Origin of the sequence: Streptomyces sp. NPDC053431, from assembly GCF_044544925.1 — a bacterium.
Classification (GTDB): Bacteria; Actinomycetota; Actinomycetes; order Streptomycetales; family Streptomycetaceae; genus Streptomyces.
On record NZ_JBITXX010000009.1, the window covers coordinates 93615 to 106689 of the forward strand.

Below are 13075 nucleotides of genomic sequence, written 5' to 3' on the forward strand. Positions count from 1 at the left end.
GACCATGAGGAACACCACCCGCACCCTGCTGGCCGCCGCCCTGGTCCTGGGGGTCGCCGCGGGCCCGGCGGTGCTGCCGGCCGGCGCCGCCGCCCCCGTCGCGGCCCCGGCCGCCACCGCGTCCGGGGCCTCGTTCGCGGATCTGGAGGCGGCGGTGGCCGGTCTCCCGTCGAAGGACGCGACGGCGGCCCTGGTCCGGGTCGGCGGCTCGGAGGGCGTCTGGCAGGGCAGCGCGGGCGTCCACGACCTGCGGACCGGGCGGCCGGCGGACGCCGGTGCCCGCTTCCGGGCCGGTTCGGTGACCAAGGTGTTCACCGCGGCGGTCGTGCTGCAGCTGGCGGGCGAGGGCCGGATCGACCTGGACCGCCCGGCCCGCTCGTACCTGCCGGAGCTGATCCCGGCGGCGTACGGCGGGGTCACGGTGCGCCAGCTGCTCGACCACACCCACGGCATCCCGGCGGCGGACCTGCCGGGCGAGACGGTCGAGGAGTGGTACGCGCGCCGCTTCGTCACGTACGACCCGCGTGACCTGGTGCGCTCGGCGACCGCGCGGCCGCGCGAGTTCGCCCCCGGCGAGAAGCAGCACTACCTGAACATCGGCTACACGATCGCCGGCCTGATCGTCGAGCGCGTCACGGGCGACTCGTACGAGCACCAGGTGGCGGCGCGGGTGCTGCGGCCGCTCGGCCTGCGCGACACGTACCTCCCCGGCGCGAACCCCCGGATCGAGGGCCGGTACAACCACGGCTACCAGTGGATGCGGCTGGAGGACGGGACGACCGGTCTGCGTGACGTCAGCGTGTGGGGCACCACGGACGGCTGGGCGGCCGGCGACCTGATCTCCACCACCGCGGACCTGGAGCGGTTCACGACGGCGCTGTTCGCCGGCCGGGTGGTGCGCGGACCGCTCCTGGAGGAGATGTTCACGCTGCCGAAGGTCGCGGACCTCACGACCGGCGCCCCGGCCGCGTACTCGGTGGGCCTGTCGATGAAGAAGCTGGGCGGGCGCGAGGTGTGGGGCAAGACGGGCGGCCGCTGGGGCTACAACACGGCCATCGCCTCGACCCGCCGCGGCGAGCGGACCCTGGTCTACAGCGTCAACTCCACGGACGCCAAGGGCCAGGACATGAACAAGGTCGCCATGAAGATCATGCTGGCGACGTACGGCCTGCCGTCGAAGTGAGCACCGGCGCGGCCTCCAGCGCTTCGAGGCGCTTGATCAGCCGGTGCACGACGAGCAGCGGCAGGATGCCGAAGACGCCGAAGGACATGTCGATCACCGACCACCAGAAGGGGATGCCGCGCACCGGTCCGCAGATCAGGGCGAGGGGGACGATGCCGACGCAGGCGATCATGCCGAACTCGATCACCCAGATGTTGCGCACCGGTTCGCGGTAGGGCCCGAGGAAGGCGACGGCGATGACGAGGTGGGCGAAGGCCAGCCAGTCGGTGCCGTAGAGCAGGTACGGGGCCTGCGCGTCGGCCCCTTCGAGCCCGGTCCGCACCCGGGCGATCCACTCGGCGAGTCCGGGGAAGGCGTCGGCGAGGGGCGCGGCCCAGGAGTTCAGGGCGCCGTCGGCCAGGCGGAGTTCGGTGACCAGCGGGAACGCGGTGGCCCCGCTGAGCACCAGACAGACGATGAAGACGACCAGCCAGACGCGGATGCGCTTGAGGAGGGCTCTCGGCCCGTTCGTGTCGCTCATGAGGGCAGCGTACGCCCCTCATGAACGCGTTCAAAACCGGGGTGCGACCGTGCGCGCCACGGCGTGCGAGACGACCGTGGCACCGGCCGCCACCGCGAGCCCGACGGCCACGTCCCGGGCCCGGGTGGGCCGCAGCACCCCGGCCCGCCGCAGCCGCCCCCGCGCCCAGAGGGTGAAGGGGATGACGACCAGCGGCGAGGTGGCCGAGCCCGGGGTCCAGCCGCGGACGGCCGCCGCCTGTGCGAGGTGCACCAGGCCGTGCAGGCCGAAGCCGTTCAACGCCCCCTGGAAGAAGGCCGACCGCCCCTCGGACCGGCCTCCGGCCACGGCCGCCGAGCCGACGATCGCCGCCATCGCCCCGACGGCGAGGGCGAACTCACGCTCGTCGACGGCCTCGACGGCCTTCCACACGGCCTCCGGGACGCCGGGGAACCGCTCGCGCAGCCGCGGCAGGTTCTCCCTCGTCCAGCGCGGCCCGAAGGCCAGCTCCTCGCAGTCGTGGATCGCCCAGGCGGCGAACAGGCCGTAGGTGGCGAGGGGGTTCAGGGTCGCTGTCACACCGTGCCAACTCACAGACCGACGAGGGAGTTCCAGCGCTGGGCGAACTCGGTGCGCTCCTCGGCCGTGACGTCCCGGGCGATCGCGAGCCGCGCGCGCATCGCGTCGTCGGGGAAGATCAGCGGGTCCTCGGCGAGCGCGGCGAGCTCCTCGTCGCCCGAGTCGGCGAGGACGTCGCGGGCGGCCGGCACGGGGCACACGTAGTTGACCCAGCTGGCGAGTTCGGCGGCGACCTCGGGCTCGTAGTAGTAGTCGACGAGCCGCTCGGCGCTGGTCTTGTGCCGGGCCAGGTTGGGGATCATGAGGGACTCGGCCCACAGTTCCGCGCCCTCCTCGGGCACGACGAACTCGATGTCCGGGTTGTCGGCCTGGAGCTGGACGACGTCGCCCGAGTAGGCCTGGCAGGCGAGCACGTCGCCGGTCGACAGGTCCTTGATGTAGTCGTTGCCGGTGAAGCGGCGGATGTGCCGCTTCCGTACGAGCCCCTCGATCTGCTCGCACAGGGCGTGGAAGTCGTCCGCGGTCCACCGGGTGACGTCGACGCCGTTGCCCTGCATGAGCAGGGCGAAGGACTCGTCGAGCCCGGACAGCAGGGTGACCCGGCCGCGCAGGTCGTCGGCCCACAGCTCCTTGGTCGAGCGGATCTCCCGGCCGAGCCGCCTGCGGTCGTAGGCGATGCCGGTGATGCCGGACTGCCAGGGCACCGAGTGCAGCCGGCCGCGGTCGAAGGCGGGCGAGCGCAGCAGCGGGTCCAGGTGGCGGGCGACGTTCGGCTGCCGGGCGCGGTCCATCTCCTGCACCCAGCCGAGGCGGACGAAGCGGGCGGCCATCCAGTCGCTGACGACGACGAGGTCCCGGCCGGTCTCCTGGTGGTTCATGAGGGCCGGGCCGATCTTGCCGAAGAACTCGTCGTTGTCGTTGATCTCCTCGGTGTAGCGCACGGCCACGCCGGTGCGCTTCCGGAAGGCGTCCAGGGTGGGGCGCCTGGACGTGTCGGCGTCGTCGGTGTCGATGTAGAGCGGCCAGTTGGCGAAGTCGAGCACCCGGTCCCGGGCGGACAGGTCGCGACCGGCCCGGTCCCCGGGGTCGACGTACGCGGGGGGCACCCCGCAGCCGGCGAGCAGGGCCGCGGCGCCGGTGCCGCCGATCCCCCGCAGCAGGGCACGGCGGGACATGGTCTTCCTGGCGGGGACTCTCGCTCTCGCTGTCACCCGAGCAGCATCACCGCGGGCCACGGCGTGCGGCAATGGACGCTCCGTCGACGGGGACGCCGCGGCCCCGACACCCTGTCGATCATGGGTGCCGGGGCCGCGGGCCGGGCGGGTCAGCCCAGGGAGGTCATCACGTGCTTGATGCGCGTGTAGTCCTCGAAGCCGTAGGCGGAGAGGTCCTTGCCGTAGCCGGACTTCTTGTAACCGCCGTGCGGCATCTCGGCGACCAGCGGGATGTGGGTGTTGATCCACACACAGCCGAAGTCGAGGGACTTGGACATGCGCATCGCGCGGGCGTGGTCCTTGGTCCAGACGGAGGAGGCCAGGGCGTACTCGACGCCGTTGGCGAACTCCAGGGCCTGGGCCTCGTCGGTGAAGGACTGGACCGTGATGACCGGGCCGAAGACCTCGTTCTGGACGATCTCGTCGTCCTGCTTGAGGCCGGAGACGACGGTCGGGGCGTAGAAGTAGCCCTTGTCGCCGACCCGGTGGCCACCGGCCTCCACCTTGGCGTGCGCCGGGAGGCGGTCGATGAAGCCGCTGACCTGGTTGAGCTGGTTGGCGTTGTTCAGCGGGCCGTAGAGCACGTCCTCGTCGTCCGGCTGACCGGTCCTGGTCTCGGACGCGGCCTTGGCGAGCGCGGCGACGAACTCGTCGTGGATGGACTCGTGGACCAGCACGCGGGTGGCGGCGGTACAGTCCTGGCCGGCGTTGAAGTAGCCGGCGACGGCGATGTCCTCGACGGCCTTGGCGATGTCGGTGTCCTCGAAGACCACGACGGGCGCCTTGCCGCCCAGCTCCAGGTGGACGCGCTTGACGTCCTTGGACGCCGACTCCGCGACCTGCATGCCGGCACGGACCGAGCCGGTGATCGAGGCCATCGCCGGGGTCGGGTGCTCGACCATGGCGCGGCCGGTCTCCCGGTCGCCGCAGATGACGTTGAAGACGCCCTTGGGGACGATCGCGCCGATGATCTCGGCCATCAGCACGGTGGACGCCGGGGTGGTGTCCGAGGGCTTGAGGACGACGGTGTTGCCCGCGGCGAGGGCCGGGGCGAACTTCCACACGGCCATCATCATCGGGTAGTTCCACGGCGCGACCTGGGCACAGACACCCACCGGCTCGCGGCGGATGATCGAGGTCATGCCCTCCATGTACTCGCCGGCGGACTTGCCCTCGAGCATCCGGGCGGCACCCGCGAAGAAGCGGATCTGGTCCACCATCGGCGGGATCTCCTCGCTCGCGGTGAGCGCCACCGGCTTGCCGGTGTTCTCCACCTCCGCGGCGATCAGGTCCTCGGCGCGCTCCTCGAAGGCGTCCGCGATCTTGAGGAGGACCTTCTGGCGCTCCGCGGGCGTGGTGTCACGCCAGGCGGGGAAGGCGGCCGCGGCGGCCTCCATGGCGGCGTCGACGTCGGCCTGGCCGGACAGCGGGGAGGTGGCGTACACCTCACCGGTGGCGGGGTTGATCACGTCGATCGTGCGGCCGTCGGCCGCGTCCCGGAACTCCCCGTTGATGTAGTTGCGCAGCCGGCGCAGCTCGGTGGTCACTTGCCACCCCTCCTGTCACGTTCTGTCTCCGCACTTCGTCGTGCGGTGTCCCGATGGGCGAGACACCCCAGGGTAATCGGTTCACTGACGCTTTCAACAGGCCCGACCCCCCGGAACTTCGAATTCAGTAAGATCAGAAGGCCTCAACAACGAATTTCATCACTCTGGGGTTGCAAGACGGACGAGGTTCGGTGCACAGTGAGGTTGTGGCCAGTCGAAGCACAGAGTCCAGGACCGCATCCGGTTCGTCCCCGACGATCGATGCCGTCTCCCTGGCGATCATCGAACAGCTCCAAGAGGACGGTCGCCGTCCCTACGCGGCGATAGGCAAGGCCGTCGGCCTCTCCGAAGCCGCTGTGAGACAGCGCGTCCAGAAGCTGCTCGACCAGGGCGTCATGCAGATCGTCGCCGTCACCGACCCGCTCACCGTGGGATTCCGGCGGCAGGCGATGGTCGGCATCAACGTCGAGGGTGACCTTGATCCGGTCGCGGACGCTCTGACGGCCATGGCCGAGTGCGAGTACGTGGTGATGACCGCGGGCTCGTTCGACCTCATGGTGGAAGTCGTCTGCGAGGACGACGACCACCTCCTGGATGTGATCAACAAGCGCATCCGCACCCTCCCCGGGGTGCGCTCCACCGAGAGCTTCGTCTACCTGAAGCTCAAGAAGCAGACCTATATGTGGGGAACCCGATAGCCGTGAGCAACTCCCGCAGCGACCTCTCCAAGTCCGCCTACGACCACCTGTGGATGCACTTCACCCGCATGTCGTCGTACGAGAACAACCCCGTCCCCACCATCGTCCGCGGTGAGGGCACGTACATCTTCGACGACAAGGGCAGGAAGTACCTCGACGGCCTCGCCGGCCTGTTCGTGGTGCAGGCCGGACACGGCCGTACCGAGCTCGCCGAGACGGCCGCCAAGCAGGCCCAGGAGCTCGCCTTCTTCCCCGTGTGGTCCTACGCCCACCCGAAGGCCGTCGAGCTGGCCGAGCGCCTCGCCAACGAGGCCCCCGGCGACCTCAACAAGGTCTTCTTCACCACCGGTGGCGGCGAGGCCGTCGAGACCGCCTGGAAGCTCGCCAAGCAGTACTTCAAGCTCATCGGCAAGCCCACCAAGTACAAGGTCATCTCCCGCGCGGTCGCCTACCACGGCACCCCGCAGGGCGCCCTGTCCATCACCGGCCTGCCCGGCCTGAAGGCCCCCTTCGAGCCGCTGGTCCCCGGCGCGCACAAGGTGCCGAACACCAACATCTACCGCGCGCCGCTCTTCGGCGACGACCCGGAGGCCTTCGGCCGCTGGGCCGCCGACCAGATCGAGCAGCAGATCCTCTTCGAGGGCCCCGACACCGTCGCCGCCGTCTTCCTGGAGCCGGTGCAGAACGCCGGTGGCTGCTTCCCGCCGCCGCCCGGCTACTTCCAGCGGGTCCGCGAGATCTGTGACCAGTACGACGTGCTGCTCGTCTCCGACGAGGTCATCTGCGCCTTCGGCCGCCTCGGCACCACCTTCGCCTGCGACAAGTTCGGCTACGTGCCGGACATGATCACCTGCGCGAAGGGCATGACGTCCGGCTACTCCCCGATCGGTGCCTGCATCGTCTCCGACCGGATCGCCGAGCCGTTCTACAAGGGCGACAACACCTTCCTGCACGGCTACACCTTCGGCGGCCACCCGGTCTCCGCGGCCGTGGGCCTCGCCAACCTCGACATCTTCGAGAAGGAGAAGCTCAACCAGCACGTGCTGGACAACGAGGGCAACTTCCTCTCCACGCTGCAGAAGCTGCACGACCTGCCGATCGTCGGCGACGTCCGCGGCAACGGCTTCTTCTACGGCATCGAGCTCGTCAAGGACAAGGCCACCAAGGAGTCCTTCAACGACGAGGAGACCGAGCGCGTGCTCTACGGCTTCCTCTCCAAGGCGCTCTTCGACAACGGCCTGTACTGCCGTGCCGACGACCGTGGCGACCCGGTCATCCAGCTGGCTCCGCCGCTGATCTCGGACCAGTCCACGTTCGACGAGATCGAGCAGATCCTCCGCGCCACCCTCACCGAGGCCTGGACGAAGCTCTGATCCCGTAGGACCTCACGCCGCCCTCACGGCGTGACCCCGGCCCGGGCATGCCGCCATCCGAGTGGATGGCGGCGGCCCGGGCCGCGTGCTGTCCGTACAAACCGATGGAAATCCTTACGGTGCCGGGAAGACCCCAGTGACCGACCGGCCCGCCCATTCGTTCCCCCGTCCGGGGGAACGACCACGGACTGGCTTCGACATCGAGGTGTACGCGATGGCCCCACCGGACAACGACGTGCTCTGGGCGCGTTCCCTGCGCTGCGCCCTGGGCGGCTCGGACGTACTGACCGGCGTGTCCGTCGGCGTACGCGAAGGCGAGATCCTCGCCCTCGTCGGCCCCCGCGGCAGCGGCAAGACCACGCTCATGCGCTGCCTCTCCGGCCAGCTCGTCGCCGACCAGGGCGAGGTCTGGTTCAACAGCGCCCCCGTCCACACCCTGACCGGGACGCAGCGCGAACGCCTCCGCCGCGACCGCTTCGGCTGGATCGACCCCGAGCCGGGGCTCGTCCCCGAGCTCACCGGCTGGGAGAACGCCGCCCTCCCACTCCTGCTGCGCGGGGTGTCCCACCGGGCGGCCAAGACCGCCGCCGGCGAATGGCTGGAGCGCCTCGACATCGGCGCGTGCGCCCGTAAGCGCCCGCACGCCCTCACCCAGTCGCAGCGCCAGCGCATCGCCATCGCGCGCGCCCTGGTCACCACGCCCTCCGTGCTCTTCGCCGACGAGCCGACCGCCACCCTGCACCGCGCCGACGGCGCGCAGGTGCTGCGCACCCTGACCGCCGCGGCCCGCTCGCACCGCATCACGGTGGTTCTCGCGACGCACGACGCCGAGGTCGCGGCGCTGGCCGACCGCACGGTCACGCTCCTCGACGGACGCCGGGTGGGCTCCGTACCGCCGGCCACCGGGGCGGAGGGCGTCGCCGCGTGCTCGCTCTCCGTCTAGTCCGCGGGACCCACCCCGTCGTGCAGCTCCGCCGCCTCCTCGTCGCGGCGGCGGCCGCCGGAGTGGGCTTCCTGCTGCTGTGCGCCCTCGGCTACGCCGTCGGCCACCCCGCGGACCCCGCCGCGGTGCTGCGCCTGCTGTGGTGCGTGCTCCCGCTCGCCGCGACGGTGCAGTTCGCGGTGGCCGTGGCCCGCACCGACCCCAGCACCCGGCCGCGCCCCGGCCTCTCCGCGATCGGCCTCGGCCCGGCCCGGCTGACCGCGATCGCCGCGGCCTCCACCGCCGTCGCCTGCACCCTCGGCTCCGCCGTCGCGCTGCTGTTCTACCTGCACCTGCGCGGTGACATCACCGGCCTCCCCTTCGACGGCGCGGCCGCCGAGCTGCTCGCCGCCGACCAGCCCGTGCCGCTCGCGGCGGCCCTCACCCTCCTCGCGATCGTCCCGGTCGCCGGCGGCACGGCGGCGGGCCTCGCCCTGCGCCCGAGGAAGGCACGCGAGGAGCAGCCGGGCGTGCCCTCCGGCCTGCCCTGGGGCGTCGCGCTCGTCGCCCTCGGCCTGGCCGTGGAGACGTACACGGCCCGCGGCGACGGCGGCGGCGTCCTCGCCGGCTGGATCCTCACCGCCGTCGGCCTCGCGATGACCGGCCCGGGCCTGACGCACTGGTGCGGCCGCCTGCTCCAGATGATCCGCCCCGGCGCCGTACGCCTCCTCGCGGGCCGGGTCCTGATGGACGAGGCCCGCCGCATCGGCCGCCCGCTCGGCGTGGTCTGCGCCGTCGGCTCCGGCGCCGTGGCGGCCCTGTCGCTCCACGGCGGCACGGTCCTCGGCCCGCTGACCTGGCTGGGCGCGCTCCTCGTCGTCGGCTGCACCACGGCGACCCTGCTCACCGCCGCCCTGGAGTCGAAGCAGGCCCGCACCCACACCACCGAGGCCCTCCTCCGCCTCGGCGCCCCGCCCACCGTCCTGCGCACCACGGCCCTGCTCCGCGCGGGCGTTCTCCTCGCCGTCTTCGTCCCCCTCACCTGGGTGGTGGGCGCCCTGGCGGCGATCCCGCTCCGGGGCTGACGGACGCAGACGCGGCCGGAGGTCGGCGCGCCTATCGTGGGCGCATGGCGACGCAGCGGCACGACCGGGAGATCCACTCGCTCGACGAGTTCGACGCGGCGCTCGGCTCGGGCACCTCCCTCGCCGGCTTCCGGATCCAGTCCGTGGACCTCACCGACCGCACCTTCGCGCTGCTGTCCTTCCCGGCCGGCGACGCCGTCTTCCTGGGCTGCGCGATGCAGCCGGAGGCCGCGACCAAGGTGCGCGCGGACGGGGCGCTGGTCTTCCCGCCCGTTCCCGACCTGCCGTTCGACCCGTACCGGGCCCGGCTCTACTCCCCCGGCGAACTGTTCGAGGGCATCGCGGAGCACCCGTACGAGGAGACCCCGGACGCCCGCGCCTACGCCTGGTTCCGGCGGACCAGGGCGGACGGCGACATCTTCTCCTCGATGCTCCGCGCCCTCCACGACGACGCCCTCTCGGACGCGCTGGACGAACACCTCCGGGGAGCGCCGGTCGTCGGCGTGATGGGCGGGCACCGGATGGGCCGCGGCACCGACGCCTACGCGGGCGCCGCGCGGCTCGGCCGGTCCCTGACCCGCTCGGGCCTGACGGTCGTGACCGGCGGCGGCCCGGGTGCCATGGAGGCCGCCAACCTCGGCGCCTACGCCGCCCCGCTGCCGGACGCCGCCCTCGACGAGGCCCTGGAACTCCTGGCGAAGGCGCCCTCCTTCACCCCGTCGGTCACGGACTGGGCCCGCGCCGCCTTCGAGGTGCGGTCCCGCTGGCCGCGCGGCGGCGACTCGGTCGGCATCCCCACCTGGTTCTACGGCCACGAGCCCCCGAACGCCTTCGCGACCCACATCGGCAAGTACTTCGCCAACGCCACCCGCGAGGACGGCCTGCTCGCCCGCTCCACCGCCGGCGTGGTCTTCCTGCCCGGCGCGGCGGGCACGGTGCAGGAGATCTTCGACAACGCGACCCCGAACTACTACGCCTCCCGCGGCGCCCCCACCCCGATGGTCCTCGTGAACCGCGTCCACTGGACCACGCACCTCCCCGCCTGGCCCCTCCTCCAGGCCCTGGCGTCCGACCGCTCGATGCGTGCCCGCATCGCCCTGGTCGACACGATCGACGAGGCCCAGGAGGCCTTGGCCCGACTGAGGGACGGCCTCTAGGGCGAGCCCGGCACGATCCGGAGGACACGCCTGGGGCGCGTCCGGAAAGTGACGTCGTCCGCCCGGCGAGCCAGGCGGGACTTCGCGGACGCGCCCCAGGCCCTGTCGTCGAACTCCCGCCATCCCCCCGGGCCACGACGGGAGTTCGACGACAGGCCTTAGGAGGCGTCGAGGACGACCACGTCCTCCGCGAGGAACTCGACGTCCACCCGCGCGCCCTGCTCCGGCGCGTCCCTGGGGGCGAACTCGGCCTCCAGCGGAGGGCCTTCGGCGGGGCGGAGGGTGGCGGCCACGTGGTCGCCGCGGAAGGTGCGGGTCTCGACCCGGCAGCTCAGGCCCTCGCCGGGGGTGACGAGGCGGACGCCGGCGGGACGGACGAGGAGGCGGCGGTCGCCCTGGGGGGAGCCGTCGGGGACGGGGACCTTGCCCCACGGGGTGTCGGCGGCGGCGCCGGTGACGGTGGCGGGCACGACGTTGTCGAAGCCGAGGAACCGGGCGACGAACTCGGAGGCCGGGCGGCGCCACACGTCGAGGGGCGTGCCGGTCTGGGCGATCCGCCCGTCGTTCATCACGACGACCCGGTCGGCGAGGGCGAAGGCCTCGCCCTGGTCGTGGGTGACGGCCAGCACCGTCGTACCCAACCGCGCGAACAACTGCCGGAGTTCGACGACGAGGCGCTCCCGCAGGCCGCGGTCGAGCTGGCCGAGGGGCTCGTCGAGCATCAGCAGCCGGGGGCGGGGCGCGAGCGCCCGGGCCAGGGCGACGCGCTGCTGCTCCCCGCCGGAGAGGGCCGAGACGGCCCGGCGGCCGGCCCCGGGCAGGCCGACGAGGTCCAGCAACTCCTCGACGCGGGCGCCCTGTTCGGCCTTCGGCACGCCGTGCATGCGCAGGCCGAAGGCGACGTTGCCGGCGACGTCCCGCTGCGGGAAGAGCTGGTGGTCCTGGAACATGAGGCCGACCCCGCGCCGGTGCACGGGCACCCCGCCCTGGTCGGCGCCGCCGAGCAGCACCCGGCCGGCCGACAGCGGCTGGAGTCCGGCGACCGCCCGCAGCAGGGTGGACTTGCCGCTGCCGCTGGGACCGAGCACGCACACGATCTCGTGGTCGGCGACGTCGAGGTCCACCGCGTCCAGGACGGCGCGGTCGCCGAAGCGTACGGTCGCCCGGTCGAGCGTCAGCATCAGAACTCCCCCGAGGTGCGGTCGGTGCGCAGGCGTTCGAGCAGCAGCAGGGACACCGCGCACACCACCATGAGAATCGTCGAAAGGGCCATGGCCTGGCCGTAGTTGAGCTCGCCGGGCCGGTTGAGGAGCCGGGCCACGGCGACCGGCAGGGTCGGGTTGTCGGGACGGGCGATGAACACGGTCGCCCCGAACTCGCCGAGGGACACGGCGAAGGCGAAGCCGGCGGCGATGAGCAGCGCCCGCCGCACGAGCGGCAGGTCGACCTCGCGCCAGGCCCGCCAGGGCGAGGCACCGAGGACGGCGGCGGCCTCCCGGAGCCGTTCGTCGACGGCGCGCAGCACGGGCAGCATGGTCCGCACGACGAAGGGGACGCCGACCAGCGCCTGCGCGAGAGGGACGAGGATCCAGCTGGCGCGCAGGTCCAGCGGCGGCTCGTCGAGGGTGATGAGGAAGCCGAAGCCGACGGTGACGGCGGACACCCCGAGCGGCAGCATCAGCAGCGCGTCGAAGCCGCGGACCAGCCGCCCGGCGCGCCGGGTGAGGGCCGCGGCGGCGAGTCCTCCGACGACGACGGCGACGGCGGTCGCGGCCAGGGCGTACTGGAGGGAGTTGACGATGGTGTCGGTCATCGGCACGAGGAAGGTGCCGTTGTCGTCGACGTGCTGCAGCGCCCGGTAGTAGTCGAGGCCGTAGCCGGCCGGGGTGGCGAAGGAGCGCTCGACGAGGACCCCCAGCGGGGCCAGGATCAGCAGCGCGATCGACAGCAGCACGGCCCCGAGGAGCGCCCACTGACCGGCGCCGCGCGGCCGGCGGGCGGTGCGCTCGGCCGGGACCAGCTTCAGGGCGGTCTCCCGGCGCCGTACGGTCCGCGCGTGCACGGCGAGGATCACGCCGACCGCGACGAACTGCACCATCGTGAGGACGGCGGCCGTGGACAGCTGGAGCCGGTCGGCGGTCTGCCGGTAGATCTCCGTCTCCAGGGTGGAGTACGCGGGGCCGCCGAGGATCTGCACGATGCCGAAGGAGCTCGCGGTGAACAGGAACACCATGAGCGCCGCGGCCGCGACGGCCGGACCGAGCGCGGGCAGCGTCACCGTGCGCCAGGCCCGCCAGCGGGAGGCGCCGAGCACCCGCGCGGCCTCTTCCTGGCGTGGGTCGAGCTGGGACCACAGGCCGCCGACGGTGCGCACGACGACGGCGTAGTTGAAGAAGACATGGGCGATGAGGATGGCCCACACCGTGGTGTCGAGCCGCACGCCCCACCACGCGTCGAGCAGCCCGCGCCGCCCGACGAGGGCGAGGAACGCCGTGCCGACCATGACCGTGGGCAGCACGAACGGCACGGTGACGACGGCCCGCAGGATCCGCTTCCCGGGGAAGTCGAGACGGGCGAAGACGTACGCGCCGGGCAGGGCCACGAGCAGGGTCAGCGCCGTGGAGGCGAGCGCCTGCCACAGCGTGAACCACAGCACGTCGAGGATGTCCGGCCGGGTCAGCGTCTCGCCGAAACGGCCGAGCTCCCAGTGCCCCTCCGGCCTGAGCCCGCGCTCGACGATCGAGACGACGGGCCAGGCGAAGAAGACCGCGAAGAACGCGACCGGCAGCACCATGAGGGCCGGCCGCGCCACCGCACC

12 protein-coding genes are annotated in these 13075 nt (G+C 72.5%); 6 read left to right on the top strand and 6 right to left on the bottom strand.

The window, feature by feature from the left end:
* The first annotated feature begins 4 nt into the window (after nt 1–4).
* Nucleotides 5–1183 (top strand): serine hydrolase domain-containing protein, encoded by a 1179-nt coding sequence (locus tag ACIGXE_RS21865; protein WP_399749830.1) that lies wholly within the window; start codon nt 5–7, stop codon nt 1181–1183.
* Here the strand turns inward: ACIGXE_RS21865 and ACIGXE_RS21870 are convergent.
* The 4 genes from ACIGXE_RS21870 to ACIGXE_RS21885 form a co-directional block, all read right to left on the bottom strand.
* Nucleotides 1149–1703 carry a hypothetical protein gene (locus ACIGXE_RS21870; RefSeq protein ID WP_399749832.1) on the bottom strand — a complete coding sequence of 185 codons (555 nt, stop codon included), beginning with the start codon at nt 1701–1703 and terminating at the stop codon, nt 1149–1151. The two genes, ACIGXE_RS21865 and ACIGXE_RS21870, sit on opposite strands and share 35 nt — an antisense overlap.
* 30 nt (nt 1704–1733) lie before the next feature.
* Nucleotides 1734–2261 carry an HXXEE domain-containing protein gene (locus ACIGXE_RS21875; protein ID WP_399749834.1) on the bottom strand — a complete coding sequence of 176 codons (528 nt, stop codon included), beginning with the start codon at nt 2259–2261 and terminating at the stop codon, nt 1734–1736.
* Between the two features lie 11 nt (nt 2262–2272).
* Entirely contained in the window at nt 2273–3436 is a 1164-nt protein-coding gene (locus ACIGXE_RS21880; RefSeq protein WP_399749836.1) for an extracellular solute-binding protein, read from the bottom strand.
* 149 nt (nt 3437–3585) lie between these two features.
* Nucleotides 3586–5022 carry a gamma-aminobutyraldehyde dehydrogenase gene (locus tag ACIGXE_RS21885; protein ID WP_399749838.1) on the bottom strand — a complete coding sequence of 479 codons (1437 nt, stop codon included), beginning with the start codon at nt 5020–5022 and terminating at the stop codon, nt 3586–3588.
* A 191-nt stretch (nt 5023–5213) separates the two neighbouring features.
* Here ACIGXE_RS21885 and ACIGXE_RS21890 point away from each other — a divergent pair, with 191 nt between their 5' ends.
* The 5 genes from ACIGXE_RS21890 (at nt 5214) to ACIGXE_RS21910 (ending at nt 10257) form a co-directional block, all read left to right on the top strand.
* Nucleotides 5214–5720 (top strand): Lrp/AsnC family transcriptional regulator, encoded by a 507-nt coding sequence (locus ACIGXE_RS21890; protein WP_399749840.1) that lies wholly within the window; start codon nt 5214–5216, stop codon nt 5718–5720.
* Entirely contained in the window at nt 5705–7093 is a 1389-nt protein-coding gene (locus tag ACIGXE_RS21895) for an aspartate aminotransferase family protein (protein ID WP_399749842.1), read from the top strand. The genes ACIGXE_RS21890 and ACIGXE_RS21895 overlap by 16 nt, the downstream gene beginning before the upstream one ends.
* 214 nt (nt 7094–7307) lie before the next feature.
* The gene (locus ACIGXE_RS21900) at nt 7308–8036 is read left to right on the top strand and encodes an ABC transporter ATP-binding protein (RefSeq protein ID WP_399749844.1); all 729 of its coding nucleotides are present in this window, start codon (nt 7308–7310) and stop codon (nt 8034–8036) included.
* Entirely contained in the window at nt 8018–9100 is a 1083-nt protein-coding gene (locus ACIGXE_RS21905) for a hypothetical protein (RefSeq protein ID WP_399749846.1), read from the top strand. Before ACIGXE_RS21900 ends, ACIGXE_RS21905 begins: the two co-directional genes overlap by 19 nt.
* A 44-nt stretch (nt 9101–9144) precedes the next feature.
* Nucleotides 9145–10257: an LOG family protein gene (locus ACIGXE_RS21910; protein WP_399749848.1), complete on the top strand. Its 1113-nt coding sequence runs from the start codon at nt 9145–9147 to the stop codon at nt 10255–10257.
* Nucleotides 10258–10415: 158 nt separating this feature from the next.
* Here ACIGXE_RS21910 and ACIGXE_RS21915 read toward each other — a convergent pair whose 3' ends face one another.
* Together ACIGXE_RS21915 and ACIGXE_RS21920 are read right to left on the bottom strand one after the other, a co-directional pair.
* On the bottom strand, nt 10416–11438 hold the full coding sequence (locus ACIGXE_RS21915) for an ABC transporter ATP-binding protein (protein WP_399749850.1): 1023 nt from the start codon (nt 11436–11438) through the stop codon (nt 10416–10418).
* Nucleotides 11438–13051: an ABC transporter permease gene (locus ACIGXE_RS21920; protein WP_399750135.1), complete on the bottom strand. Its 1614-nt coding sequence runs from the start codon at nt 13049–13051 to the stop codon at nt 11438–11440. The genes ACIGXE_RS21915 and ACIGXE_RS21920 overlap by 1 nt, the downstream gene beginning before the upstream one ends.
* Nucleotides 13052–13075 lie beyond the last annotated feature (24 nt).

Excerpts from the sequence above, each read along its gene's own strand:
- ACIGXE_RS21880 (WP_399749836.1), bottom strand. The coding sequence starts at position 3,436 with ATGTCCCGCCGTGCCCTGCTGCGGGGGATCGGCGGCACCGGCGCCGCG.
- ACIGXE_RS21920 (WP_399750135.1), bottom strand. The coding sequence starts at position 13,051 with ATGGTGCTGCCGGTCGCGTTCTTCGCGGTCTTCTTCGCCTGGCCCGTC.
- ACIGXE_RS21915 (WP_399749850.1), bottom strand. The coding sequence starts at position 11,438 with ATGCTGACGCTCGACCGGGCGACCGTACGCTTCGGCGACCGCGCCGTC.
- ACIGXE_RS21910 (WP_399749848.1), top strand. The coding sequence starts at position 9,145 with ATGGCGACGCAGCGGCACGACCGGGAGATCCACTCGCTCGACGAGTTC.
- ACIGXE_RS21870 (WP_399749832.1), bottom strand. The coding sequence starts at position 1,703 with ATGAGCGACACGAACGGGCCGAGAGCCCTCCTCAAGCGCATCCGCGTC.
- ACIGXE_RS21900 (WP_399749844.1), top strand. The coding sequence starts at position 7,308 with ATGGCCCCACCGGACAACGACGTGCTCTGGGCGCGTTCCCTGCGCTGC.
- ACIGXE_RS21865 (WP_399749830.1), top strand. The coding sequence starts at position 5 with ATGAGGAACACCACCCGCACCCTGCTGGCCGCCGCCCTGGTCCTGGGG.